The 23,130-nt window shown below is 67.2% G+C and carries 26 protein-coding genes; 6 read left to right on the top strand and 20 right to left on the bottom strand.

Features of this window, described 5'->3' with window-relative positions; translation table 11 throughout:
• Positions 1 to 71 precede the first annotated feature (71 nt).
• Both rlmB and ACFXHA_RS09180 read left to right on the top strand, forming a co-directional pair.
• Positions 72 to 1,055 carry a 23S rRNA (guanosine(2251)-2'-O)-methyltransferase RlmB gene (rlmB, locus tag ACFXHA_RS09175; protein ID WP_379354595.1) on the top strand — a complete coding sequence of 328 codons (984 nt, stop codon included), beginning with the start codon at positions 72 to 74 and terminating at the stop codon, positions 1,053 to 1,055.
• Positions 1,056 to 1,191: 136 nt separating this feature from the next.
• Entirely contained in the window at positions 1,192 to 1,470 is a 279-nt protein-coding gene (locus ACFXHA_RS09180) for a DUF4190 domain-containing protein (protein ID WP_379354597.1), read from the top strand.
• Between the two features lie 37 nt (positions 1,471 to 1,507).
• Here ACFXHA_RS09180 and ACFXHA_RS09185 read toward each other — a convergent pair whose 3' ends face one another.
• The 3 genes from ACFXHA_RS09185 to ACFXHA_RS09195 all read right to left on the bottom strand — a co-directional run bounded on the left by ACFXHA_RS09185 (position 1,508) and on the right by ACFXHA_RS09195 (position 4,374).
• On the bottom strand, positions 1,508 to 2,320 hold the full coding sequence (locus ACFXHA_RS09185) for an enoyl-CoA hydratase/isomerase family protein (RefSeq protein ID WP_379354599.1): 813 nt from the start codon (positions 2,318 to 2,320) through the stop codon (positions 1,508 to 1,510).
• A 59-nt stretch (positions 2,321 to 2,379) separates the two neighbouring features.
• The gene (locus ACFXHA_RS09190) at positions 2,380 to 3,552 is read right to left on the bottom strand and encodes an acyl-CoA dehydrogenase family protein (RefSeq protein WP_379354601.1); all 1,173 of its coding nucleotides are present in this window, start codon (positions 3,550 to 3,552) and stop codon (positions 2,380 to 2,382) included.
• A 78-nt stretch (positions 3,553 to 3,630) separates the two neighbouring features.
• A complete protein-coding gene (locus ACFXHA_RS09195; protein WP_379354603.1) occupies positions 3,631 to 4,374 on the bottom strand; it encodes an alpha/beta fold hydrolase in 744 nt (247 codons plus the stop codon).
• A 76-nt stretch (positions 4,375 to 4,450) separates the two neighbouring features.
• Between ACFXHA_RS09195 and ACFXHA_RS09200 the strand changes: the two genes are divergently transcribed.
• Positions 4,451 to 4,762 carry an antibiotic biosynthesis monooxygenase family protein gene (locus ACFXHA_RS09200; RefSeq protein WP_379354605.1) on the top strand — a complete coding sequence of 104 codons (312 nt, stop codon included), beginning with the start codon at positions 4,451 to 4,453 and terminating at the stop codon, positions 4,760 to 4,762.
• Here the strand turns inward: ACFXHA_RS09200 and ACFXHA_RS09205 are convergent, their stop codons facing one another.
• From ACFXHA_RS09205 to ACFXHA_RS09225, 5 genes are all read right to left on the bottom strand, one after another.
• Positions 4,763 to 6,028 (bottom strand): DUF418 domain-containing protein, encoded by a 1,266-nt coding sequence (locus ACFXHA_RS09205; protein ID WP_379354607.1) that lies wholly within the window; start codon positions 6,026 to 6,028, stop codon positions 4,763 to 4,765. It abuts the gene before it with no gap.
• A 119-nt stretch (positions 6,029 to 6,147) separates the two neighbouring features.
• Complete coding sequence (locus tag ACFXHA_RS09210) at positions 6,148 to 6,591, bottom strand: OsmC family peroxiredoxin (protein ID WP_379354609.1); 444 nt, start codon at positions 6,589 to 6,591, stop codon at positions 6,148 to 6,150.
• A gap of 90 nt (positions 6,592 to 6,681) precedes the next feature.
• Positions 6,682 to 7,131, bottom strand: a complete 450-nt coding sequence (locus ACFXHA_RS09215) for an SRPBCC domain-containing protein (RefSeq protein ID WP_379354611.1) — start codon at positions 7,129 to 7,131, stop codon at positions 6,682 to 6,684.
• 30 nt (positions 7,132 to 7,161) lie between these two features.
• On the bottom strand, positions 7,162 to 7,482 hold the full coding sequence (locus ACFXHA_RS09220; RefSeq protein WP_379354613.1) for a DMT family transporter: 321 nt from the start codon (positions 7,480 to 7,482) through the stop codon (positions 7,162 to 7,164).
• 1 nt (position 7,483) lies between these two features.
• Positions 7,484 to 8,131, bottom strand: a complete 648-nt coding sequence (locus ACFXHA_RS09225) for an FMN-dependent NADH-azoreductase (protein ID WP_379354615.1) — start codon at positions 8,129 to 8,131, stop codon at positions 7,484 to 7,486.
• 105 nt (positions 8,132 to 8,236) lie between these two features.
• Here ACFXHA_RS09225 and ACFXHA_RS09230 point away from each other — a divergent pair, with 105 nt between their 5' ends.
• A complete protein-coding gene (locus tag ACFXHA_RS09230) occupies positions 8,237 to 8,842 on the top strand; it encodes a TetR/AcrR family transcriptional regulator (protein ID WP_379354617.1) in 606 nt (201 codons plus the stop codon).
• A 1-nt stretch (position 8,843) separates the two neighbouring features.
• Here ACFXHA_RS09230 and ACFXHA_RS09235 read toward each other — a convergent pair whose 3' ends face one another.
• A complete protein-coding gene (locus ACFXHA_RS09235) occupies positions 8,844 to 9,692 on the bottom strand; it encodes an ABC transporter permease (protein ID WP_379354619.1) in 849 nt (282 codons plus the stop codon).
• Positions 9,689 to 10,585: an ABC transporter ATP-binding protein gene (locus ACFXHA_RS09240; RefSeq protein WP_379354621.1), complete on the bottom strand. Its 897-nt coding sequence runs from the start codon at positions 10,583 to 10,585 to the stop codon at positions 9,689 to 9,691. Before ACFXHA_RS09240 ends, ACFXHA_RS09235 begins: the two co-directional genes overlap by 4 nt.
• Positions 10,586 to 10,710: 125 nt before the next feature.
• Here ACFXHA_RS09240 and ACFXHA_RS09245 point away from each other — a divergent pair, with 125 nt between their 5' ends.
• On the top strand, positions 10,711 to 11,937 hold the full coding sequence (locus tag ACFXHA_RS09245; protein WP_379354623.1) for a sensor histidine kinase: 1,227 nt from the start codon (positions 10,711 to 10,713) through the stop codon (positions 11,935 to 11,937).
• 27 nt (positions 11,938 to 11,964) lie between these two features.
• Positions 11,965 to 12,627, top strand: coding sequence for a response regulator (locus ACFXHA_RS09250; RefSeq protein WP_379354625.1), 663 nt, complete (start codon positions 11,965 to 11,967; stop codon positions 12,625 to 12,627).
• Between the two features lie 21 nt (positions 12,628 to 12,648).
• On the opposite strand, the gene ACFXHA_RS09255 is transcribed toward ACFXHA_RS09250, so the two are convergent.
• The 10 genes from ACFXHA_RS09255 to ACFXHA_RS09300 form a co-directional block, all read right to left on the bottom strand.
• Entirely contained in the window at positions 12,649 to 13,296 is a 648-nt protein-coding gene (locus ACFXHA_RS09255; RefSeq protein ID WP_379354627.1) for a VWA domain-containing protein, read from the bottom strand.
• A gap of 76 nt (positions 13,297 to 13,372) precedes the next feature.
• On the bottom strand, positions 13,373 to 14,149 hold the full coding sequence (locus ACFXHA_RS09260) for a phytanoyl-CoA dioxygenase family protein (RefSeq protein WP_379354629.1): 777 nt from the start codon (positions 14,147 to 14,149) through the stop codon (positions 13,373 to 13,375).
• Between the two features lie 133 nt (positions 14,150 to 14,282).
• Complete coding sequence (locus ACFXHA_RS09265; RefSeq protein WP_379354631.1) at positions 14,283 to 16,844, bottom strand: ATP-dependent Clp protease ATP-binding subunit; 2,562 nt, start codon at positions 16,842 to 16,844, stop codon at positions 14,283 to 14,285.
• Positions 16,845 to 17,116: 272 nt separating this feature from the next.
• Positions 17,117 to 18,061 carry an esterase/lipase family protein gene (locus ACFXHA_RS09270; RefSeq protein ID WP_379354632.1) on the bottom strand — a complete coding sequence of 315 codons (945 nt, stop codon included), beginning with the start codon at positions 18,059 to 18,061 and terminating at the stop codon, positions 17,117 to 17,119.
• Positions 18,062 to 18,256: 195 nt separating this feature from the next.
• Positions 18,257 to 18,895, bottom strand: coding sequence for a DUF1772 domain-containing protein (locus ACFXHA_RS09275; protein WP_379354634.1), 639 nt, complete (start codon positions 18,893 to 18,895; stop codon positions 18,257 to 18,259).
• Between the two features lie 190 nt (positions 18,896 to 19,085).
• The gene (locus ACFXHA_RS09280; RefSeq protein ID WP_379354636.1) at positions 19,086 to 19,709 is read right to left on the bottom strand and encodes an FHA domain-containing protein; all 624 of its coding nucleotides are present in this window, start codon (positions 19,707 to 19,709) and stop codon (positions 19,086 to 19,088) included.
• Positions 19,710 to 19,970: 261 nt separating this feature from the next.
• A complete protein-coding gene (locus tag ACFXHA_RS09285; RefSeq protein ID WP_379354638.1) occupies positions 19,971 to 20,333 on the bottom strand; it encodes an Lsr2 family protein in 363 nt (120 codons plus the stop codon).
• A gap of 116 nt (positions 20,334 to 20,449) precedes the next feature.
• Complete coding sequence (gene lysS, locus ACFXHA_RS09290; RefSeq protein WP_379355035.1) at positions 20,450 to 21,916, bottom strand: lysine--tRNA ligase; 1,467 nt, start codon at positions 21,914 to 21,916, stop codon at positions 20,450 to 20,452.
• 159 nt (positions 21,917 to 22,075) lie between these two features.
• The gene (locus tag ACFXHA_RS09295; RefSeq protein ID WP_379354640.1) at positions 22,076 to 22,507 is read right to left on the bottom strand and encodes a rhodanese-like domain-containing protein; all 432 of its coding nucleotides are present in this window, start codon (positions 22,505 to 22,507) and stop codon (positions 22,076 to 22,078) included.
• The gene (locus tag ACFXHA_RS09300) at positions 22,504 to 23,112 is read right to left on the bottom strand and encodes a cysteine dioxygenase (protein WP_379354642.1); all 609 of its coding nucleotides are present in this window, start codon (positions 23,110 to 23,112) and stop codon (positions 22,504 to 22,506) included. The genes ACFXHA_RS09295 and ACFXHA_RS09300 overlap by 4 nt, the downstream gene beginning before the upstream one ends.
• Positions 23,113 to 23,130: the final 18 nt, after the last annotated feature.

Below are 23,130 nucleotides of genomic sequence, written 5' to 3' on the forward strand. Positions count from 1 at the left end.
ATCGACCGTGAGCGGGTTCGTCCCGCGGCCGGGTCGAGGCGGGTTTCCCGCGTGATACGGAAGGCGAAGTGATGGCAGGCAATTCCCAGCGGCGCGGGGCGACCCGCAACACCGGCAGCAAGAAGGGGCAGACCGTCGGGTCCGGCGGGCAGCGGCGACGCGGCCTGGAGGGCAAGGGGGCAACCCCCAAGGCCGAGGACCGCGTGTATCACGCGGCCGCCAAGCGCGCGAAGGCGAAGGCCAAGGCCCAGGAGTCGGCCGCGACCACGCGGTCGCGCAATGCCTCCCGGCCGATCGCGGGCCGCAAGGACAACGAGGGGCCGGAGCTGGTGCTCGGCCGTAATCCCGTGGTGGAGTGCCTGCGGGCGGGTGTGCCCGCCACGGCGCTGTATGTCGCCAATGGCACCGAGAACGACGAGCGGCTCTCCGAGGCGGTGAAGACGGCCGCGGATATCGGTATCTCGATCCTGGAGCTGCCGCGCACCGACCTGGACAAGATGAGCCGCAACACCATGCACCAGGGTCTGGCGCTGCAGGTGCCGGCCTACCGCTACGCGCATCCGGACGATCTGGTCGATCGGGTGCACAATTCTGGCGAGCCGGCGCTGCTGGTGGCGCTGGACAATATCTCCGATCCGCGCAATCTGGGTGCGGTCATTCGTTCGGTGGCGGCCTTCGGCGGGCAGGGTGTGGTGATCCCGCAGCGACGCAGCGCCAGTGTCACGGCCGTGGCGTGGCGCACCAGTGCCGGTGCGGCGGCGCGGCTTCCGGTCGCCCGCGCCACGAATCTGACTCGCACGCTGAAGGATTGGGCCAACAAGGGCTACCAGATCGTCGGTCTGGACGCCGATGGCGACACCACGCTGGACGAATTCGACGGCAGCGCACCGACGGTCATCGTGGTCGGTTCCGAGGGCAAGGGACTGTCGCGGCTGGTGCGCGAGACCTGCGATTCGATTCTGAGCATTCCGATGGCCGGACCGGTGGAATCGTTGAACGCCTCGGTGGCGGCGGGCGTGGTGCTCGCCGAGGTGGCTCGGCAGCGCCGGCTCTGAAATCGGCAGCACCGACTACGAATCGGACGGTCGCCCACTTGGTTTCGGGGCCCCAGGGGCCTCGATAACCAAGTGGCGCAAGCGAAGACCGCGCGTCAGCCTCCCGGGAAGGTGCTCCCGCCCGTAAACTCGGGCGGTGGTCTTCGATCAACCGCCCATCGGCTCCCCCGTCGAGCATGAGCACGCGACAGCAGTTCTGCTGCTGGGGGCGCTCAGCGTGTTCTGCTGCGGCGCGCTGGGGCCGATCGCGTGGGCCATGGGGCGGCGGGCGCTCAATGACATCGAGGCGGGCGGCGGCCGGTTCGGCGGCCGCGTGCAGGTGCTCGTCGGCTACCTGCTCGGCATTGTCGGGACCTGCCTGATGGTGGTGTTCGGCGTGCTGTTCCTGCTGATGGCCGTGAGCGGGCGCGCCTGATCGACGCGCCGGTCACTCGTCAGTCCAGGCCTGATCGTCAGTCCAGGCCGGGTCGCTGTTCGCCGCCGGTCACCGCGTCCCAGGCCGGCCATTCGCCGCTGACGCTGCCGGTCCACTTGGGCGGGCGGCGATCCTTGAGGGCGGCCACGCCTTCGCCGCCGTCGGCGCTCTTGGCGACATAGTCGTTGAGGTCGGTTTCCAAGCGGCCCACGGTTTCCGGGGTCATGGTGGGGGCCTCCCACAGCAGCCGCTTGGACAGGGCCACCGGGAGCGGGGCCGAGCCGTGGGCGATGTCGTGGGCCACCTCGAGGGCGGTGGGGAGGACTTCGGCGGCGTGCAGGCAGGAGTTGGCGATGCCCAGCGCGTACGCCTCGTCGCCGTCGAAGGTGCGGCCGGTGAGCAGCAGGTCGGCGGCGCGGGCGCTGCCGATCAGCCGGGGCAGGGTCCAGTGCGCGAAGCCGTCGGCCAGCGCGCCGCGGCGCACCTGGTTGAGCGCGTAGACCGCGTCGCGGGCGACGTAGCGCAGGTCGCACTGCAGCGCGATCTCCAGGCCGATGCCGACGGCATGCCCGTTCACCGCGGCGATGACCGGTTTTCGGATTCGGAACGGCGGCGGGTCGATGAGGCCGTTGACCTCACCGACCTTGAGCGACAGGTCCGCGCCCGCGCAGAACGCGGGCGGGGTGCCGGTGATGACGACCGCCCCGATGGCGTCGTCGTTGTCGCAGCGGCGCAGCGACGCCCCGAGTTCCGACGCCATCGCCGGAGTCAGGGCGTTCTGCTGGGCGGGCCGATTGAGCGTGAGCACCGCGACGCCACCGGAGACATCCACGTGCAGTTCCGAACTCATGGATCGGAATCCTAGTCAAGACGGCCGCGGCACGCCCGGGAGCTCGGGTTATCCCCGGTCTATCCGCGCAGGATCTGCCGTCCGATGGCGTACTTGTGGACCTCGGTGGGGCCGTCGTAGAGGCGGAAGGCGCGCATGTCGCGGAAGATCATCTCCACCACGGTCTCGTCGGAGATGCCGATCCCGCCGAGCACCTGCACGCAGCGGTCGGTGACCTTGAACAGTTCCTCCGAGACATACGACTTGGCGATGGAGGATTCGTGGCGGGCCTTGTGCCCCTGATCCATCAGCCAGCAGGCGTGCCAGATGGTGAGCCGGCACTGGTGCAGCGCGATCTCGTTGTCCGCCAACATGAACGACACGCCCTGGTGTTCGCCGATGGGCTTGCCGAAGGCGGTGCGGGTCTTGGCGTAGTCGACGGCGATGGCCTGGGCCCGCTCGGCCGCGCCCAGCCAGCGCATGCAGTGGGTCAGCCGCGCCGGGGCGAGTCGCAGCTGGGCGTAGCGCAGCGCCTGGCCGGTCTCGCCGAGCACGGATTCCCTGGGCAGCACCAGGTTTTCGAAGTTCACCACCGCGTGGCCGCCGACGTAGTTGCGGTCCATGGTGTTCATGATCCGCTCGATGACGATGCCCTCGGTGTCGCCCTCGCAGAGGAACAGGGTGGGGCCTTCGGGCAGGTGCGGGTTGGCGGCCAGGCGCGCCATGATGATCCAGGTCTTGGCCCCGTCCGCACCGGTGATCAGCCATTTGCGGCCGTTGATGGTGAAGTTCTCGCCGTCGAAGACGGCCTCGGTGGCGAGCTGGTTGGGGTCGGAGCCCGCGCCGCCGGGTTCGGTCATGGCGAAGACGCTGCGCTGGTGGCCGTCGATGACCGGCTGCAGGAAGCGTTGCGTCTGTTCCGGATTCGCGATCTTGGAGAGCAGGAACATATTGCCCTCGTCGGGCGCGGCGCAGTTCATGGCGACCGGGCCGAGGGTGGACCAACCGGCCGCCTCGTACAGCACGGCCTGCTCGACGTGGGTCAATCCGCGGCCGCCCAGTTCCACGGGGGCCTGGATGGTGAGCAGCTTCTCGGCGCGAGCCAGCTCGACCATCTCCTGCCGGAGCTCGTCGTTCGGGCCGTGCGCGGTCAGGCGTGGATCGCGTTCGAAGGGCACGATCTTGTCGATGACGAACTGGCGAACCCGATCACGTTCGGCAGCAAGGTCGGCGGGAATCGAGAAGTCGATCATCGTTGGTCACCATCCGTGAGGAGTCGCGGTCGAGCCGAGCATACGACGACCACCCCACCCGACTGAAGGCACCCGCCCTCAAACGAGCGTGCGGCGCAGGAAATCCTCGACTTCGGCCCGGTAGGCGGCCGGTTGGTCGTCGTGGACCAGGTGACCGGCGTCGAGGATGACGACGTGGCGCGCGCCGGGGTGGACCGCGGCCATCTCGGCCATCTGTCCCGGCGGGGTGATCGTGTGCTCGCCCTCCAGCAGCAGGGCCGGGACCGTGATGGATTTCCACTGCGACCAGAAATCGCGGGTGCCCCACTCCTCGGAGATGGCCTTGAAGGTGGGCACCTCGCCGTGCAGGCGGTAACCGTCCGGACCGCGCAGGAACGAGTCGAGGAAGTAGCGTCCGGCCACCGGGCCGAAGAACGCCAGCACCGCCGCCTCGTCCGGAAACGGTTGCGGCCAAGCCGAAATCACGGCCGCCCAGTTCTCGGCGGTGCGGCCCTGGAAGTCCGGGGCCATATCCTCGACCACCAGCGCCCGCACCCGGTCCGGGTGGGCGGCGGTGAACATCCAGCCGTGCAGTCCGCCCATCGAATGCCCGATCACCACCAGGGGTTCGGTGATCGCGGCCGTGGCCTCGGCCAGATCCGCCACGAACGCCTCGGTGGTGAGTTCGGCGGGGGCGGGGCGTCCGTGCCCGGCCGCGTCGAAGGTGTACAGGTGCCCGAATTTCCGCAGCCAGGGCAGCTGCGCCCGCCAGGTGCGGGCACTGCCCATCAGCCCATGCAGCAGCAGGATCGGGGTCCCGGTGCCGCCTTCGTCATACAACATCGACTCGACCATACGTCCCGGAAATCCGGTCCGGGGCGTCGAGTAGGACCGAGGAGCGCGGAGTAGGGTCCGTTCCATGGCAGTCGTCAAGATCAACGCAATCGAGGTCCCCGAGGGCGCGGGCCCCGAGCTGGAGCAGCGTTTCGCGCATCGCGCGCACGCCGTCGAGAACTCGCCCGGTTTCCTGGGCTTCCAGCTGCTGCGCCCGGTCTCCGGGGACAACCGCTACTTCGTTGTCACGCAGTGGGATTCGGAGGAGTCCTTCGCCGCGTGGCGTGACGGCCCGGCGCGCGAGGCGCATTCGGGCGAGGCCCGCAAGCCGGTCGCGACCGGTGCGTCGCTGCTGGAGTTCGAGGTCGTCCTGGATGTGGCGGGTAAGAAGGCCTGATCAGCGTCCCGGGGTCTCGCGGACCAGCAGGTTCGTGAGGCCCAGGGTGATCCGGTGCAGCAGCCATTCCGCCGGACCGCGGCGGAATGCCGCGCGCCACAGGGTGGCCGCAAGCAGTGAGCCACCGGCCAGCAGGAGCAACAGTGGCCAGCCCGGACCGCGGATGCCGCCGGGCAGCGAGGTGGCGTGTTCGTCCGGGATCGGCACCAGCACGCTGACCGCCACCGCCTGCGCGATGTAGAGGCTCAACGCGCAGGAGCCTGCGGCGATCAAGGGCCACAGGGCGATTCCGGCACGGGGCACCAGCGCCATCAGCACGCCTATCACCAGGAAGGCCACGCCGGTCGCGCCGAATACCTCGAACGGGGTGCCGCTGTGCGGGGTGGCGACGGTGAGCCACCACGGACTCGTCGTGGCGACCGAGCCGAATCCGGTCAAGTCGATGAGCATCCCCGGATCGAAGTCCGTCACCCCCGCCTCGGCCATGCCCCGGGTGAGCAGGTCGACCAGATGTTCGCGGCCGCCCAGCGGATGCTGCGCCAGCCACGAGCCGCCGTAGCCGAGCAGTGCCAGCACCGCGCCGATGCCGAGCACCGGCAGCGGACGCAGCGTGCGAATCCCCCAGCGGCCCAGGGCCATCCCGGCGAACACGAACGGCATCCAGGTGAGCGCCGGGTACGCGCCGGTGAGCGTCAGCATCACACCCGCCTGCCGCAGCCCTTCCCAAGAGGTGAACATCTCGAAGGTGGGGTTGCCGCCGAAGGCGTTCTGGTGCAGGTGACTTCGGATCACGAACGACACGATCGGCCCGGCCACCGCCCACACCGCCGCGAGCACGGCCAGCGCGCGGGCACTCAGCCGCAGTGCGGGCAGCGCGAGCAGGAAGAACAGGCCGTAGTAGCTCAGGATGATCATGATCCCGATGCCGGAATGCAGTTGCGCCAATGCCAGACCCAGCAGCGCGACCAGCACGGCCCGCGCCGCGATGCGGATCAGGCTGCGGCGCATGGCGATTCCGGTGGCGGATTGCGCGCCGCCGGACATGAGCGCCAGCGATACCCCCGCCAGGACTGCGAACAGCGCCGCCGAGCGGCCCTCGAAGATCGTCAGCCAGGATGCGCCCGCCATGCCCCGGTGCGGCCCGACGTGGACCGCGAACATGCCGAGCACCGCGATGCCGCGGGCCGCGTCAAGCGCGAGCACTCGCGGCAGCGAATCTTTGGCATCCAATTCCCGCGATGCGTCGATCGACAGCGATGACTCCATGGCCTCGAAACTAATCCGGAACCCTGGCGAATATCGAGCTGGTTTATCGATGACAGGCAAGAAATAGACGAAAGAGTTAGTTCCCGGCTAACAAAAGAGTCAGCCGGGAACCGCATGACCTACGCCTCGAAGGTGGCGTCCAGTTCGATGTTGTCGACACCGGTCAGCGCCTTGGAGACCGGGCAGCCGGCCTTGGCGGCCTGCGCGGCGGCCAGGAAGCCCGCCTCGTCGATGCCGGAAGCCTTGCCGACTACGGTCAGCTTGATCTTGGAGATCCGGAAGCCGCCGGCCGGATCCGGACCCAGCGTCACATCGGCGGTGACGTCCAGGTTCTGCACGGTGCCACCGGCATTGCCGATCTGACCCGACAGCGCCATCGAGTAGCAGGAGGAGTGCGCCGCGGCGATGAGCTCCTCCGGGCTGGTGGTGCCGTCGGCGTCGTCGGCGGCGCGCTTCGGGAACGAGACGTCGTACTTGCCGACGCCCGAGCTGACCAGCTCGACCTGACCGGAACCGTCCTGCAGGCCGCCGGACCACGAGGTACGCGCGCTACGTGTGGGCATCACTGTCCTTTCGAAGAATTCGGTGCGGTACGGGCTCGAACCTACTCCGCCGAATCAGCGGGCGGTCGACGATCATTCAGCGTTCACCGCTCAGACGGGTGCGGTGGCACGCTGATCCAGCTGTTCGAGCACGGCCGGCCAGGCCGTTTCGTGGCGGTCGCGGGCGGCGGCGTTCGGGAATCCGGCATGCGTCAGCAGCAGCGCGCTGCCCGCACCATGGGGTGAAAGTTCAATGGTGAGCACGGTTTCCGCGCCCTGGGTGCCGCCTTCGCCGGTCACCCAGGTCGCCTCCATGAGGCGGTCGGGCACCAGGCGCAGGAACCGCCCGTAGTGCGGGTGCCCACCACCGGCGGTGAAGAAGAACGTCTCGTTCACCGCGGGCCGGTGCATGAGCACCGATCCGGGATCGGCGAACCAGAGTCCGAGTTGCCGGGTGCACATTCGGTAGAGCTCGTCGGGCGAGGCCGCCATGATCCGTTCCACACCCAGGAAGAAGGGGCGCTGGGACAGATCCGGCGGCCGAATCGGGGCGACGTCCATGCGCGAGGACGATACCGGCCGCGACCGCCGTCACTCGGGATTGGTGACCCGAGCCAGCACGATGCCGCCGATGATCATAGACAGCGCCAGCACCCGGCCCGCGCTGAGCGGATCCCGCTGCACCACGATGCCCAGCGCGATCGCGCCCACCGCGCCGATCCCGGTGAAGATGGCGTAGGCCGTGCCCACCGGCAACGACTGCATGGCGTACGAGAGCAGGTACACCGCGACCGCCGCGAGCACGAAGCAGATCAGGGTCGGCAGCGGTTTGGTGAAATTCTGTGTCGGCTTGATGGATTGCGACCAGGCGATCTCCACCACCCCGGCCAAACCCAGGACGAGCCAGTTCATTTCAGTACTCCTTACCCAGGGTGCGGACGGCGGCGAGGGCGGCGGCGTACGAGGCGTCGTGCTTGTCGCGCAGGTGCGCCAGCGCGGGATCCTGGCGTGAGTTGACCAGTTCGGCATTGACGAAAACCGTGTCCTCGACGGCGAAATGGCCCGCGAAGAAGTCGCGCAGGTAGCGCTCCTGGTAGTCGTACATCGCCTTGGGCGCACCCGGCGTATAGGCGCCGCCGCGCGCGGTGACCACCACGAAACGGGTGGGGGCCAGCGACATTCGCGGGAAGGTGATCTGATCCAGCCACGCCTTGAGGCTCGCCGGAATCGAGTAGTTGTACATCGGGGTGCCGATCAGCACGACATCGGCGGCGCGGACCTCGTTCAGCAGCGGCTCGACGATCTCCCAGGCCCGTTGCTGCGCAGGCGAATCCACCAGTTCGGCCAGCCGGTCGAGGTCGGTGCGGTCGTGCGCGAGCACGCGGTCGCACAGTTCGGTCCAGCCCTCGCCGATGAACGGGATCGGGTCGGCGGCCAGGTCGCGATGGACGTAGCGGCCTTCGGGATGTTCGGCACGCCAGGCGTCGGCGAAGACGGCGCCGAGTTCACGGCTGATCGAGGTGCGCCGGGCGCTGGCATCGAGGTGCAGCAGGGTGGTCATTTACGAGTCTCCAATCAAGTGGACATTCCGTCCGTTTCATTGAGCTACGTTAGAGCCCAACCGGACAGTACGTCCACTTATTCCTCGGAGGCTACAGTGAGCTGCATGGACATCCCGGCCCTACCGCTGCTCGGCGACCAGGCCGCACCCGTCGAACGCGCCGACGCGGCCCGTAATCGGGCCAAGGTGCTGGCGGCCGCGGCCGAATTGTTCGCGACCCGCGATCCGCGCACGGTCACCATGGACGACGTCGCCAAGGCCGCCGGAGTCGGCCGGGGCACGCTGTATCGGCGCTACCCGGATGTCGGCTCGATCGCCGTCGCCCTGCTCGACGAACACGAGCGGGCACTGCAGGAACAGCTGCTGCGCGGGGAGCCGCCGCTCGGGCCGGGCGCATCGCCCGCCGAACGGCTGGCCGCGTTCTACGCCGCGATGATCGAATTGCTGGATACCCATGCCCATCTGGTGCTCGGCTCGGAGACCGGGGGTGCGCGCTTCCGCACCGGGGCCTATCGGTTCTGGGCGCTCCATGTGCGGTCATTGCTGGTGGCAGCCGGTGTGCCGCAACCCGATCCACTCGTCGACCCACTGCTCGCGCCGCTCGCCGCCGAGGTCTACCTGCACCAGCGCGAGCGCGGACTGACCTCCGCCGAGATCGAGTCCGCGCTCGCCAGGCTGGCGACCGGCGTGCTGGGCACTGCCGCAGGCTGATTCACACCATGTCGCGGCGGCGGATCAACCAGATCGTGCCCCCGGTGAAAACCACCATGTAAGCGGCCAGTACCAGCACAGATGCATTGCGGGACAGGATATCCAGCACGCCGGGGGTGGCCGGGCCGGTCACCGTGCGCAGCGAACCCGCCAGGGACCCGGCGGCCGTGCCCGGCAGGTGATCGGTGATCGCCCGGATGGGCGCGAAGATCCCCGCCACGCCGCGCAACAGGTTCTCCACCACCAGGACCCACACCAGACCCAGGCCGACCGCCAGGGCAGGTCCCCGGGCGATCGCGCCGATGAGCGCGCCCGCCAGCGTCCACATGCCCAGAATGGCGGTGCCCGAGCCGATTCCGAGCAGTATCCGTCCCACCGAGGGCAAGGCCAGGGACTGGCCCTGCGTCCCGGCGATGAGCGCCGCCACGCCGGTGTCCACCGCGAAGGCGACCACGACCAGCGCGACCACCGTCAGCGCCAGGCTCAGCACCACCGCGCCGATCACGTGCACCCGCGAAGGGCCCTGGGTGAGTGCGGTTTTCCAGCTGCCCCAGCCGTAGCCGCTCCCGACCGCGAGCGCGCCCAGCACCAGCATGAGCGCGCCGCCGAACATGGCCATGCCCTGGGTGAACACCTCCGGCACCGACGACGGCAGCATCTGCTGCATGAGCAGCTCGCGTGGCAGGCCGTTGGACATGCGGGTGGCGCTGCCGGTGGTGTAGGCCAGGTAGTTGAACAGGTAGGCGAAGGTCAGGTTCAGCAGGATCCAGGTGCCGAGCACGATCCAGAAGGCGGGCCAGCCGCGCAGGCGCAGCAGTTCGGCCCGGGTGCTGGCGAGCAGAGCGGTCATTTCGCGGTCTCCGTCATCTCGAAAAAGACTTCTTCCAAGGACTTCTCGTCACTGCGCAGTTCCAGCAGATCCGCGCCCGACTCGATGACGGCCCGCGCCACCACCGGGGCCTGCGCCGCGCCCGCGTCGATGCGAATTCCATTGGCGGTCAACAAGGCACCGCGCTCCCCCACCACCGCCCGCACCGCCGGGAAGGCCACACTCAGCGGCTCGGCACGCACGAGTAGCGATGCGGCGCCACGCAATTCGCGCACCGTGGACTCGGTCAGCAAGCGCCCGCCGGAGATGACGCCGACGCGATCACAGATCTCCTGCACCTCACTGAGCAGGTGACTGGACAGCACCACGGTGTGCCCGTCGGCGGCGAGTCCGGTGATGAGTTCCCGCATCTCGGCCATGCCGGCCGGATCCAGGCCATTGGTGGGTTCATCGAGAATCAGCAGATCCGGGCTGCCCAGCAGGGCGGCCGCGACACCGAGACGCTGTTTCATGCCGAGCGAGTAGGTGCGGTACTTGTCCTTGCCGCGGCCGCTGAGCGCGACCCGGTGCAGGGCGTCGTCGACCGCGTCGTCGCCGACACCCCGGTAGCGGGCCAGCACGCGCAGGTTGTCGCGGCCCGAGAGGTACGGATAGAAGCCGGGGCCCTCGATGAGAACGCCCATGCGGCGCAAGGCATCCGGATCGCCGGGCCGGGTGCCGACTACGGTAGCGGTCCCGGCGGTCGGGCGGATCAACCCGACCAGCATGCGCAGGGTCGTGGTCTTGCCCGCACCGTTCGGGCCCAGGAATCCGTAGATCTCGCCGCGGCGGACGCTCATGCTCACGGCGTCCACGGCGGTGTGGGAGCCGTAGCGTTTGGTCAGCCGGTCGGTGACCACGATCGCTTCGTTCATGGGTTCCACGATCCGCTGTCCGCCTTCGGAAATAATCCGTCGCAGCGCGCGATCGGTCATACGTATCTCGACGTATTTCGCCGCGACACGATGCCGAGGCCCGCGTACGGCGCTACGGTGCAGCTATGGACGAACGCGGGGGAAGGTTCGGGCGGCGCGACGTGCTCCCGGCAGTGGCGGTGGGGGCGATCCAACTCGGCTTCGGAACGCTGGCCAACCACCACCAGACCGTGGTGCGTGAGCTGGATGTCTTCGGATATCTGCTGCTGGTGACCGGTCCGGCCCTGCTGATCCTGCGCCATCGATACCCGCTGCAGGTGTTCTACGGAACCCTGGCCGCCGCGGTCGCCTATCTGCTGGCGGGCTACGGCTACGGGCCGATCTTCCTATCGCTCATCGTCGCGTTCCTGTGTGCCGCCGTCAACGGATCCCGTTGGTACACCTACCCGTTCGTCGCGGTGGGCTACCTGTTCATGGTGTGGCCGGTGCCGGGCTGGCGCGGCTACCACACCAGCTCGTGGCAGGAATTCGGCTTGCTGGCATGGCTTTTCGTGCTCGCCGCCGGCGCCGAAGGCATGCGCCAACGCCGGGCCGCCATCACCGCCTACCGGCAACGCGCCGAAACGGCCCGGCGCAATGAACAGGCCGAGCGGGAACGCGAACTCGCCCAGCGCGCACTCGAAACCGCCGAACGCGAGCAGCGGGTCACCGAGGAGCGCCTGGCCATCGCCCGCGAACTGCACGATGTGCTCGCGCACAGCCTGTCGCTGATCAATGTGCAGTCCTCGGTCGCACTGGAACTGTTCGACCGCAAACCCGAACAGGCCGCGACCGCGCTGGCCGCCATCAAGACCGCCAGCAAGGACGCCCTCGGCGAGGTGAACGCGCTGCTGCGCTCGATTCGCGGCGGCACCGCCACCGTGGCCGCGCCCACCGCGCCCACCATCGGCATCACCGATCTCGACAAGCTGACCGGCCCGGCCCGGGCGGCCGGACTGGTGGTGCACACCATGGTGACCGGCGGTCCGCGGCGGCTGCCGGCGGTGGTCGACGTGGCCGCCGCACGCATCGTGCAGGAGTCGCTCACCAATGTGGTGCGGCACGCACCCGGCGCGAGTGTGCTTGTCACCGTGCATTATTCGGCGGAACGACTGAACCTCACCATCGACAACACCCGGCCCACCCGCCAGCCCGCCCCGCAGTCGCCGACCGGCGGGCACGGCATCACCGGCATGACCGAACGCGCGCACGCGCTGGGCGGAAATCTCTCGGTCGAGCCCAAGGCCGACGGCGGGTTCCGGGTGACCGCGCGGCTGCCCACCCACCTGTCCCAGCCGGAACCGGCTGCGTGAGCAGATGATTCGAGCGCAGGAGACGCCATGAACATCCGTGTCGTGATCGCCGACGATCAGGCGCTGGTGCGCGCGGGGTTCGTCGCGCTGCTCGGCGCGCAGGACGGTATCGAGGTGGTGGGCGAGGCCGAGAACGGCGAGCAGGCCCTCGAACTCGCGCGCACGCTCGTCCCCGACGTGGTGCTCATGGACATTCGCATGCCCGTCCTCGACGGTCTCGCCGCCACCCGCGCCATTGCCGCCGACCCGGCCCTGGGCGCAGTGAAGGTGGTCGTGCTGACCACCTTCGAACTCGACGAGTACGTCTTCGAGGCCATGCGGGCGGGCGCGACCGGCTTCCTGGTCAAACACACCGAACCCGCCGATCTCATCAAGGCGGTCCGGGTGGTCTCGGGCGGTGATGCGCTGCTCTCGCCCAGTGTCACCAAACGCCTGGTCGAGGAGTTCGCCGCCCACGCCAAACCCGCACCCACCACCACCTTCTCGGAGCTGACCGACCGCGAACGCGAGGTCATGACCCTCGTCGCCGAGGGCCTCACCAATGCCGAGATCGCCGAACGGCTCTACATGAGCCCGGCCACCGCCCGCACCCACGTCAGCCGGATCCTGGTGAAACTCGGTGCGCGCGACCGTACCCAGTTGGTTGTCATGGCCTACGAGTCGGGGCTCGTCCGCCCCGGCTGGCAGTAGCGGTCGGACATACGGTGGCGATCAAGCTTCCGGATTGGCGTCGCGGCGCTCCTGCGGACTGAATCCCGGGTCCTCGTAACGGCGATATCCTGAGGCCTGCTTGCGGGCCGACGACGCGGAGGCCGCCCGGAAGGCCCGCGAAACCCCTTCCGAACCAGCCGAATACGTCAGCGAGTCCTTCGGCGAGAATCCCATTTTGGTACCGATCTCGACGGCGTCCATATTCGCGCCCAGGAACAGGAAGTGCCAGTTCCAGACATCCTGCTGCTGAGTGATGAGGGACTTCACGGCCGAGTGGCTCCACTCGCGACTGGAGTTCTCGTGCCCGTCGGTGAGGATCACGACGATCACCGTTCCCGGGCGCTCGTCCTCCGGACGGGCCGCGAGCTCGGTACCCACATCGGTGACCAGGCGGCCGACCGCGTCGTAGAGCGCCGTCATGCCCCGGGGCTGCAACTGCATCGGCGGCACCTGCGCCAGCGGCTGATTCGCGTACACCAGTTCGTATTCCGTATCGAACTTCGCGAGCGTCACCTCGATCCGTTTGGGCACCTCACGCTGCTGGTCGAGATAGGCGGCGAACCCGCCCTCGGTATCGGACTTGATGGATTGCATGGATCCGGAACGGTCCACCAGCATGGCGATCAAGGTCAAATCTGGATTGGTCATGGAGCCCCCGAGGCTTGAGACATACGGACGCCATCGACCGTACGCGCGGCCGCTTATAGCCAACCGGGTGTTTTCCTTACAGTCCCAGCCCCCTCCGAATGGCGTGCTCCACAGGCGAATACGCACCATCGGGCCGGTCCAGCACGCACGGTTCGCGCGATAACAGCGGCGGCTGCGCCATGAACCGCGGACGCCCGACCCGGTTGCGCTGCGCCGAATGGATCAGGAAGGGATGGCACAGGTACACGTCGCCGGCCCGGCCGGTGGCGAGCGCCTGCGGGAGATCCGCAGTGGCGGTGTAGAACTCGGCCAGATCGAACATGGTGGTGCCCGCCGCACCGAACGGCTCCAGCTCCCGGGCCAGGCGCAGATGCGATCCCACCCGGATCTTGGTCGGGGCATCGTCGACGCCGATATCGGAGAACAGGAACAGCATCAGCAGCGAACGGCCTTGCGAGAAGACGTTCACGCGCCAGCTCAGATAGTCGTCGCGTGCCGCGTCGCCCGGAAAACTGACATCGACGTGCCAGCCGTCGTCACCCGGCGACTGCTCGCTGGGGAAGCGAATCGGCCAGCTGCCCAGCGACTTACGCGGCAGCCAGCGGCCGGGACCGGCCAGCTGGTCGTAGGCCTCGAGCAGGGCGGGGGCGGTGACCGCGCGGGTGAACGGTTCCTCGGCGTGATCCCAGAGCCGGATCACCGGGCTGGTCCAGGTGGACGGGTCGTCGGGATCGCATCCGGTTGCCTGCCAGAGGATCTCGCGGCCCGCGGCGGCGGTCTCGGCGGAGAAGGCCCCCTCGACCTTCACGAATCCGTCGTCGACGAAGGCGGCGATCTGAGTATCGGTAAGCATGCGATCCTTCCGAGTCGGGTCCCCGCAGCATCGACGAAACCGTGATCCCGCCGCCACCGAATTTCCGTCCCGGACATAGCGGAAGCCCCGCCCTCCCGAAGGAGAAGCGGGGCTTCCGTTGTCTTGCTGAGCCTTACTCGCCCGAGGCGGCGGCCGGAGCGTCACCCGCGAGGGCGGCGACCGGCTTGTCCTCGGCGGACTCGTCCGACTTCTTGGTCAGCTTGGCCTTGGCGGTGAAGGTGAACTTCGCCTTGTCGCCCTGGCCTTCGCCGTCCCAGCCCTCGACGTCCACCACGACGACCTGACCGGCACCCAGCTCGCCGAAGAGGATCTTCTCCGACAGCTGGTCCTCGATCTCGCGCTGAATGGTGCGACGCAGCGGGCGGGCGCCCAGGACCGGGTCGAAACCACGCTTGGCCAGCAGGCTCTTGGCCTGTGCGCCCAGCTCGATCTCCATGTCCTTGTTCTTCAGCTGCTTGGCGACACGGCCGATCATCAGGTCGACCATCTGGATGATCTGATCCTGGGTCAGCTGGTGGAACACGATCACGTCGTCGATGCGGTTGAGGAACTCCGGGCGGAAGTGCTTCTTCAGCTCGTCGTTGACCTTGAGCTTCATCCGCTCGTAGTTCGAGCCCTCGGCGTTGGACTGGGCGAAGCCCAGGCCCACCGCCTTCGAGATGTCCGAAGTACCGAGGTTCGAGGTGAAGATCAGGACGGTGTTCTTGAAGTCGACCGTACGACCCTGACCATCGGTCAGGCGGCCGTCCTCGAGAACCTGCAGCAGGGTGTTGTAGATCTCCTGGTGCGCCTTCTCGATCTCGTCGAACAGCACCACCGAGAACGGCTTGCGCCGCACCTTTTCGGTGAGCTGGCCGCCCTCTTCGTAGCCGACGTAGCCCGGAGGGGCACCGAACAGACGCGAAGCGGTGAAGCGGTCGTGGAACTCGCCCATGTCGATCTGGATGAGCGCGTCGTCCTCGCCGAACAGGAAGTTCGCCAGCGCCTTCGACAGCTCGGTCTTACCGACACCGGACGGACCGGCGAAGATGAACGAGCCCGACGGACGCTTGGGGTCCTTCAGACCGGCGCGAGTACGGCGGATCGCCTTGGACACGGCCTTGACCGCGTCCTCCTGGCCGATGATCCGCTTGTGCAGCTCGTCCTCCATGCGGAGCAGACGGGTGGTCTCCTCCTCGGTGAGCTTGAAGACGGGGATACCGGTCCAGTTGGCCAGCACCTCCGCGATCTGCTCGTCATCGACCTCGGCCACGACGTCCAGATCACCGGAGCGCCACTGCTTTTCGCGCTCGGCCCGCTTGGCGACGAGCTGCTTCTCCTTGTCGCGCAGCCGCGCGGCCTTCTCGAAGTCCTGCGCGTCGATCGCGGATTCCTTCTCCCGGCGCGCCTCGGCGATCTTGTCGTCGAATTCGCGCAGGTCCGGCGGTGCGGTCATCCGGCGGATGCGCATGCGCGCGCCCGCCTCGTCGATGAGGTCGATCGCCTTGTCCGGCAGGAACCGGTCGTTGATGTAGCGGTCCGCGAGGGTAGCCGCCGCGACGAGAGCGCCATCGGTGATCGAAACCCGGTGGTGCGCCTCGTAACGGTCACGCAGACCCTTGAGGATGTTGATGGTGTGCTCGACCGTCGGCTCGCCCACCTGCACCGGCTGGAACCGGCGCTCGAGGGCGGCGTCCTTCTCGATGTACTTGCGGTACTCGTCGAGGGTGGTCGCACCGATGGTCTGCAGCTCACCGCGAGCCAGCTTCGGCTTCAGAATCGAGGCCGCATCGATCGCGCCCTCGGCCGCGCCGGCACCCACCAGGGTGTGCAGCTCGTCGATGAACAGGATGATGTCGCCGCGGGTGTTGATCTCCTTGAGCACCTTCTTCAGGCGCTCTTCGAAGTCACCGCGGTAGCGGCTGCCCGCGACCAGGGAACCCAGGTCGAGGGTGTAGAGCTGCTTGTCCTTCAACGTCTCCGGCACTTCGCCGTTGACGATGGCCTGGGCGAGACCCTCCACGACGGCGGTCTTACCGACGCCGGGCTCACCGATCAGGACCGGGTTGTTCTTGGTACGGCGGCTCAGCACCTGCATGACGCGCTCGATTTCCTTCGAGCGGCCGATGACCGGGTCGAGCTTGCCCTCGAGGGCGGCCTGGGTCAGGTTGCGGCCGAACTGGTCGAGCACCAGCGAGGTGGACGGGGTACCCGCACCCTCGCCACGCGCACCCGCACCCTCGACCGGCTCCTTGCCCTGGTAACCCGAGAGCAGCTGGATGACCTGCTGCCGCACGCGATTGAGATCCGCGCCCAGCTTGACCAGCACCTGCGCCGCGACGCCCTCACCCTCACGGATCAGGCCGAGCAGAATGTGCTCGGTGCCGATGTAGTTGTGGCCGAGCTGCAGCGCCTCACGCAGCGACAGCTCCAGCACCTTCTTGGCACGCGGGGTGAAGGGAATGTGACCGGACGGAGCCTGCTGGCCCTGACCGATGATCTCCTCGACCTGCGACCGCACACCCTCCAACGAGATGCCCAGGGATTCCAGCGACTTCGCCGCGACACCCTCGCCCTCGTGGATCAGGCCCAGCAGGATGTGCTCGGTGCCGATGTAGTTGTGGTTGAGCATCCGGGCCTCTTCTTGGGCCAGGACAACGACCCGCCGCGCGCGGTCGGTGAACCTCTCGAACATCGCTCCCTCACTCTCCTGCTCCGCCATCAAAGGCATCCGGCGCTTCAGACCCTGTGCTGCCCGTCTGGTCGCCAGCCTGCCATGAAGCCCTGGGGTTGCATCCCCCGACTCCACTCTAGTTGCCGGGGGTCACGCACGTCGTCCGTCCACCCTATTGCGAACCGGCCTCAGTACGACTCATTCACTCATAACGGGGCAGTTGCGCAGACCGTTTCCGATTCGGCTACGCCCACAGCGAACACGCCGGTCAGTCCGGAAAAACGGCGGAACCGCTACCCGGTGAAGGGCGGAACGAACTCACACGGCACCGGATTCTGATGCGCGGGGTCGAGAGCGTTGAGGGCGACCATGGCCGCGCGGTGGCTGCCCGCGATGGCGAGGTGGTCGGAGTAGTCGACGGGGCAACCGTCCTGCATCAGAACATTGGTGGCATTGGGCGCGGACACCAGCGCGATGGACGGCCAGACGCCCTCGTCGAAGTTGGAGGCCAGGTTGGTGTAGGTGACGGTCGGGTCGTAGACGCCGTCGGAGTTCAGGTCGTTGATGAACGAGGAGTTGCCCAGCATCTCCGGGCAGGCCGCGCAGATCACGCCCACCGCGGCCAGGTTGTCGACCTGATCGGCGGTCGCGCCCAACTGCTTGCCGAAGGTGCGGATCACGTTCATCTGATCGCCCATGATGCCCAGCCAGGGCGGGGCGATGGCGACGAACTTGTCGACCTTGCCGTGCCCGCCGAGGCGCTTGATGTAGTAGTCACCGACGGTATTGCCCTGCGAGTGGGCCACGAAGTCCACCTTGGCCGCGCCGGTCGCGCCCAGCACCCGGTTCACGAAAGCGGCCAGCTGCCCGGCGCTTTCGGGGATGGGCTTCATGCCGCCCATGGCCGAGAGCGGCCACGGGACATCGAGGCTGCCGTAGGTCAGCGAGTAGACGCAGTAACCCGCGTTGGCGAGCATGGGGGCATACGCGCCCCAGTTGGTCTGCGCGCCGCCCGCGGTGCCGTGGATCAGCACCACCGGATCGGGATGTGCGGCAGTGGGTTTGCAGGACCAGTCATTCGCCCCGGGCAGCGAGCCCCCTGGATTGGTGAGCTCGTAGGGGATGCCCGCGAAGAAGTTGTATGTGACCGGGTATTCCGCTCGCGCGGTGCCGCTGGTGGCGATCCCGAGTATCGCCAGGACCGCCATGATCAGCAGTGATCCCGGCGTTCGGCGCATGGGCATCCTCATCATGTTCCCTCCCAAATTAGAACGCGTTCCTGCAACCTAATCGGGAAACAAGCACGAGGGATGGAATACTGACGAGTAAGTTCTGAAACCAGTTCCAGTGCAGGAAAACAGTGATGGCCGGGACCCGCAGGCGGCTTGCGAAGCCGCACAACGGGTCCCGGCCACCGCCGGGTAGGTGTCCAATTACCGCTGACCGGAAGGGAATCCGGGTTGCGCGACGGCCTGGAAACCCTGCTGGGGCGCGACCGGGAATCCCGGCTGCGGCGCGTACTGCGGGTAGACGGGGGCCGCAGCGGCCGCCGCGGACGCCACCGGGCTCGCCTTGGCGTGCTGCATGCCCGCCACGAACAGCGCCCCCATCAGCACCAGGAAGGCCAGGGTGTGGATGACCGCGCGGACGACATTCCAAGCCACCCACGAGCTTTCGAACTGGTGCCGCACCGCCGCCAGATCACCGATCTGGCTCACGTCACCGGCATTCGCGAGCTGGTTGTTGAGCGGCACGTTCAGGCCCGAGGTGACGCAGAAGGCGATGATGTTGAGCAGCAGCGCGACGCCGATCCAGATCAGCGTGGTGCGGTTTTCCTTGCCCAGGTGCAGCGCGGCGGCCAGGATGGTGAAACCGACCGTGCCCATGAACCCGATCATGAACCACGGGTTCATGATGACCACGTTGATCTTCTGCATGACGTCGACGAACGTGCGATCGTCGGACTTGCCCAGGGCCCCCATCACCGAGGTCGCGTAGGCGTAGAAGACACCGGCGATCAGCCCGGTGCTCAGCGTCGCCGCCACGAGTGAGGCGGTGCGAAATGCGAACATCGTTCTCTCCTGACTGGATCTGCCACCCGCGTTCTCCCGGGCGATCAACTACATCCAGTCAACTGCCGCCGGGCACGGAAACCCATGGCTCAGAAGCTCCCACGCATGCGCAAGGGTCCAACAGGCACTGGCCGTACCAGGATCAGAGATCGCGGCCGTACCAGGATCAGAGATCGCGGCCGTACCAGGATCAGAGATCGCGCTCCGAGATGACGCCCGACTGCATGGCCAGATTGGCCAGTCGGACCCGCTTCTGGTTCTGCGGGAGATCCTCGACGCCGAACTTCGCGAACAGCGCGCGCAGATGGGTCTTGATGGCGTCCACGCTGAGGAACAGTTCCGCCGCGATCTGCTGATTCGAGGCGGGCGAGGCGAATCCGTCATTGCCGCGCAGCGGCCGGCACAGGGCGATCAGGACCGATCGCTGAGTTTCGGTGAGCGAGCGCAGAGTCGGCAGTCCACCCGTGGAGGTCTGCGTGACATCGCCTGCGGCACCGCTGAAGTCGTGGAAGGTGACCCGCGAGGTACCCATCCGGATGACATCCCCGGGCTGCAGCCGATGCCGGCCGACCAGTCGATCCCCGTTGATGAAAGTGCCGTTGCGAGAAAGGCCGTCGTCGACGATGGTCCAGTGCGCGCCCAGGTACTCGGCGGTCGCGTGCAGGCGCGAGACCTCGACATCCCAGAACAGCGACAGATCCGCCTGGGGCGAGCGTCCGATGGTGATACGAGGCTGGTCAGGGGACAACATCAGCTCGTGCTGGCGCCCCTCTTGATCCTTGACTCGGAGGAAAGAACCGTGGAATGCGGTCACTGCGCCGATACCTCTTCTCTACATCCAGCCAGTGACGTCGTCCGCACGTTTCAATGGTGCCTGGCCACCCCGTGCACTAGCAAGATCGTGCGGAGTCCACCAGCCCACGATCGTAGAGCAGGATTGATACCACCGGAGCGGAGCCCGCGAAACTTCTCGAGCCCGAGCCACCGGTTATGCGCAAAGCGTATGAATAAACCACTGCCGCCCGGGTTCGCACGAACACCCGGACGGCAGTCGAATCGGCGACTAGTCGGACAACTAGTTCTTAGAGGCGGCCTTGTTGTAAGCCTCGGTGATGTCGGCCGAGATACGGCCACGAGCGGACACCTTGTGTCCATTCCGGCGAGCCCATTCACGAATGGCCGCGCTTTGTTCGCGATCGATCGACACCCGGTTCTTCGGGCCCGCGGCCGGAGCACCGGCCACCTTGGTGCGACGGCGGCCGCTGACGCGCCGAGCGGCAGAAACCCAACCGTCCAGACCCTCCCGCAGCTTGGCCGCATTCTCCGTCGACAAGTCGATCTCGTAGGAGACGCCATCGATAGCGAACTCGATGGTCTCCTCCGCGATGGACTCACCGTCGACATCGTCGATCAGGCTAACGGTGACCTTCTTTGCCATGAGATGAACGTCCTCTCAAAATCGTGCGACCCGTATAGTCAGGCCGATTACCCGACGCCAGAATACCGCTAATTCCGATAGTCCCAGAAACTGCCCCGGAAATGCAATCCGGAGAACTATCGGGCGGCTGGACGCACAATTGGAAAGAGTATCGTTTCCCGGATTCCGTGGCCAGTCAGGGCCATCAGCAAACGATCGATACCCATACCGGTTCCGGTTGTGGGGGGCATACCGTGCTCCATCGCGGCGAGGAAGTCCTCGTCCAGACGCATGGCCTCGTCGTCACCGGCCGCGGCCAAACGCGCTTGATCCACGAAACGTTCACGTTGGATGACCGGATCCACGAGTTCCGAATAGCCGGTGGCCAGTTCGAAGCCGCGCACGTACAGGTCCCACTTCTCGGTAACCCCGGGCTTGCTCCGATGCTGACGCGTCAGCGGCGAAGTCTCGACCGGGAAGTCGCGCACGAAAGTCGGGGCGTAGAGCTTGTCACCGTAGACGTGCTCCCACAGTTCCTCGACCAGTTTGCCGTGGCCATAGCCCTTACCCTGCGGAATTTCCAGACCGACCCGATCGGCGAGTGCCAGCAATTCCTCGACCGTCGTTTCCGGCGTGACCTCCACACCGATCGACTCCGACAGCGACGGGTACATCTCGACGGTCGTCCACTCGCCCGACAGATCGTATTCGGTGCCGTCCGCGAGTGTCACCACCTGCGTGCCGTACACCTCCTGCGCGACTTCCTGGATCAATTCCCGCATCATGGTCGCGGAATCGTCGTAGGTGCCGTACGCCTCGTAGGTTTCCAGCATTGCGAACTCGGGCGAATGGGTCGAGTCGGCGCCCTCGTTGCGGAAGTTCCGGTTGATCTCGAAAACCTTCTCGATGCCGCCCACCACGCAACGCTTCAGGAACAGCTCCGGCGCGATACGCAGGAACAACTCCATATCGAGCGCATTGGAGTGGGTGGCGAACGGACGCGCGGCCGCGCCGCCGTGAATGGTCTGCAGCATCGGGGTCTCGACCTCGAGGAATCCCCTGCGCTCCAACGCGTTTCGCAGCGCGCGCACGGCGGCGACGCGGGTGCGCGCCATCTCACGGGCCTCCGGGCGCACGATCAGGTCGACATAGCGCTGCCGGACCCGGGACTCCTCGTTCATCTCCTTGTGCGCCACCGGCAGCGGGCGCAGCGACTTGGCCGCCATCTCCCACGCGTCGGCCATGACGCTCAATTCGCCGGAGCGCGAAGCGATCACCTCGCCGTGCACGAACACGAAATCACCGAGGTCGACATCGGCCTTCCAGGCCGCCAGCGCGTCCGCGCCGACACCGTTGAGGCTGATCATCGCCTGCAGCTTGGTGCCGTCGCCGTCCTGGAGAGTGGCGAAACACAGCTTGCCGGTATTACGGACGAAAATGACACGGGCGGCAATCCCGACCAGCTGACCGGTCTGGGTATCGGCCTCGAGCTCCGGATACGCCGCGCGAATTTCGGCGAGCGTGTGGGTGCGGTTCACCACCACCGGATAAGCCTCGCGGCCCTCCGCCAGCAACCGCTCACGCTTCTCCTGGCGAATCCGCATCTGCTCGGGGACGTCATGCTCCACGACAGCGGCCGCGGCACGCTTTTGCGCAGCAGGAACGGGGTTGCTTGCGGGAGAAGAGGGAGTGGAGGTGCTCACGAGTCTCAAGACTAGCTTGCGGTGGAATTCCTTTTATCCGCCGCCTCCCGGCAACAATCCCTAGAGCCAAGCCAGGGTTGCGACCTCGCGCTCGAAGTGGGGGGCGGTGGCGGCGACGGTCAGCAGACCGGCCGCTTTCAAAGCCTGATATCCGCCTTCGAGATCGGTCGCGCGACGCAGGCCCAGCTGTTGCAGGGAGGCGGCGGCCAGGCTGGAGGTGTAGCCCTCCGAGCAGACGATGATCCATTCGATGTCGTGGTGGTCGGCCAGGGCCAAACGGGCGGTGCTGGAGGGATCCAAACGCCATTCCAGCACATTTCGCTCGATGACCAGCGCGCCCGGCAGCGTGCCCTCACGCAGGCGCTGGGCCTGCGGGCGAATATCCACCAGAATCGCACCGCGCGCGATGGCCGCCGGAATTTCGATCGGGAGCAGGCGACGCAGCTGCTGACGCGCGTGGGCGAGCATGCCGTCGATCGTCAAGTGGGTCATTCGAGTTCGCCTTCGGGCTGGTCGGTGAGGACGGAACGGGTGCGCCGCAGGGTGCCGTGGCCGGTGACCTCGTAATAGGACATGGCCGTCAGCGGCGGTGAATAGGCGTGCACGCTCAGGGTCGGATTGAGCGGGCCGGTGATACCGGCTTCCTCGGCGGGGGCGCGCACCACGTCGTGCACCCAGCCGAGCGGGAAAGAGGCCTGATCGCCCGCGGTGAGGGTGCGGCGGCGCAAATCCCGGCCATTCCAGCGGTATTCGGAAAGGGCGCCCGACAATACGGTCAACGCGCCCAGCGAGCCGGCGTGATCGTGCAGTTCGGTGTATTTACCCTCGGCCCAGCTGATCAGCCAGAGGTCCACCTCGTCGTCGGCGATAAGCCTTGCCGCCCAGCGGTTTTCGGTGGGCCAGAGGCCGTCCTCGGGCAGCAGGTGGTCGTAGCGGCCCTCGAGCACGTCCTGTGCCCCCTCGTCGGTGAGACGCAGCAGGTCAGCAGGGCGCAGCCGGGTGGGCAGGGCGGAGGCGGTGGCCCGCTCGGTGACCTCGGGCAGCAGCCGCGAAGCACCACGGGTATCGACAGGTAGGGAAAATGCAGAGGACCGCATGAGCGAAACTCCAAGAAG

It is taken from the genome of Nocardia sp. NPDC059240, from assembly GCF_042753865.1.
Lineage (GTDB): Bacteria > Actinomycetota > Actinomycetes > Mycobacteriales > Mycobacteriaceae > Nocardia.

What these genes read in the sequence shown, in the direction of transcription:
- rlmB (WP_379354595.1), top strand. Translation starts at nt 72, where the DNA reads ATGGCAGGCAATTCCCAGCGGCGCGGGGCGACCCGCAACACCGGCAGC.
- ACFXHA_RS09185 (WP_379354599.1), bottom strand. Translation starts at nt 2,320, where the DNA reads ATGAGTTCGGAACTGCACGTGGATGTCTCCGGTGGCGTCGCGGTGCTC.
- ACFXHA_RS09190 (WP_379354601.1), bottom strand. Translation starts at nt 3,552, where the DNA reads ATGATCGACTTCTCGATTCCCGCCGACCTTGCTGCCGAACGTGATCGG.
- ACFXHA_RS09195 (WP_379354603.1), bottom strand. Translation starts at nt 4,374, where the DNA reads ATGTTGTATGACGAAGGCGGCACCGGGACCCCGATCCTGCTGCTGCAT.
- ACFXHA_RS09200 (WP_379354605.1), top strand. Translation starts at nt 4,451, where the DNA reads ATGGCAGTCGTCAAGATCAACGCAATCGAGGTCCCCGAGGGCGCGGGC.
- ACFXHA_RS09205 (WP_379354607.1), bottom strand. Translation starts at nt 6,028, where the DNA reads ATGGAGTCATCGCTGTCGATCGACGCATCGCGGGAATTGGATGCCAAA.
- ACFXHA_RS09210 (WP_379354609.1), bottom strand. Translation starts at nt 6,591, where the DNA reads ATGCCCACACGTAGCGCGCGTACCTCGTGGTCCGGCGGCCTGCAGGAC.
- ACFXHA_RS09215 (WP_379354611.1), bottom strand. Translation starts at nt 7,131, where the DNA reads ATGGACGTCGCCCCGATTCGGCCGCCGGATCTGTCCCAGCGCCCCTTC.
- ACFXHA_RS09220 (WP_379354613.1), bottom strand. Translation starts at nt 7,482, where the DNA reads ATGAACTGGCTCGTCCTGGGTTTGGCCGGGGTGGTGGAGATCGCCTGG.
- ACFXHA_RS09225 (WP_379354615.1), bottom strand. Translation starts at nt 8,131, where the DNA reads ATGACCACCCTGCTGCACCTCGATGCCAGCGCCCGGCGCACCTCGATC.
- ACFXHA_RS09230 (WP_379354617.1), top strand. Translation starts at nt 8,237, where the DNA reads ATGGACATCCCGGCCCTACCGCTGCTCGGCGACCAGGCCGCACCCGTC.
- ACFXHA_RS09235 (WP_379354619.1), bottom strand. Translation starts at nt 9,692, where the DNA reads ATGACCGCTCTGCTCGCCAGCACCCGGGCCGAACTGCTGCGCCTGCGC.
- ACFXHA_RS09240 (WP_379354621.1), bottom strand. Translation starts at nt 10,585, where the DNA reads ATGAACGAAGCGATCGTGGTCACCGACCGGCTGACCAAACGCTACGGC.
- ACFXHA_RS09245 (WP_379354623.1), top strand. Translation starts at nt 10,711, where the DNA reads ATGGACGAACGCGGGGGAAGGTTCGGGCGGCGCGACGTGCTCCCGGCA.
- ACFXHA_RS09250 (WP_379354625.1), top strand. Translation starts at nt 11,965, where the DNA reads ATGAACATCCGTGTCGTGATCGCCGACGATCAGGCGCTGGTGCGCGCG.
- ACFXHA_RS09255 (WP_379354627.1), bottom strand. Translation starts at nt 13,296, where the DNA reads ATGACCAATCCAGATTTGACCTTGATCGCCATGCTGGTGGACCGTTCC.
- ACFXHA_RS09260 (WP_379354629.1), bottom strand. Translation starts at nt 14,149, where the DNA reads ATGCTTACCGATACTCAGATCGCCGCCTTCGTCGACGACGGATTCGTG.
- ACFXHA_RS09265 (WP_379354631.1), bottom strand. Translation starts at nt 16,844, where the DNA reads ATGTTCGAGAGGTTCACCGACCGCGCGCGGCGGGTCGTTGTCCTGGCC.
- ACFXHA_RS09270 (WP_379354632.1), bottom strand. Translation starts at nt 18,061, where the DNA reads ATGCGCCGAACGCCGGGATCACTGCTGATCATGGCGGTCCTGGCGATA.
- ACFXHA_RS09275 (WP_379354634.1), bottom strand. Translation starts at nt 18,895, where the DNA reads ATGTTCGCATTTCGCACCGCCTCACTCGTGGCGGCGACGCTGAGCACC.
- ACFXHA_RS09285 (WP_379354638.1), bottom strand. Translation starts at nt 20,333, where the DNA reads ATGGCAAAGAAGGTCACCGTTAGCCTGATCGACGATGTCGACGGTGAG.
- lysS (WP_379355035.1), bottom strand. Translation starts at nt 21,916, where the DNA reads ATGCGGATTCGCCAGGAGAAGCGTGAGCGGTTGCTGGCGGAGGGCCGC.
- ACFXHA_RS09295 (WP_379354640.1), bottom strand. Translation starts at nt 22,507, where the DNA reads ATGACCCACTTGACGATCGACGGCATGCTCGCCCACGCGCGTCAGCAG.
- ACFXHA_RS09300 (WP_379354642.1), bottom strand. Translation starts at nt 23,112, where the DNA reads ATGCGGTCCTCTGCATTTTCCCTACCTGTCGATACCCGTGGTGCTTCG.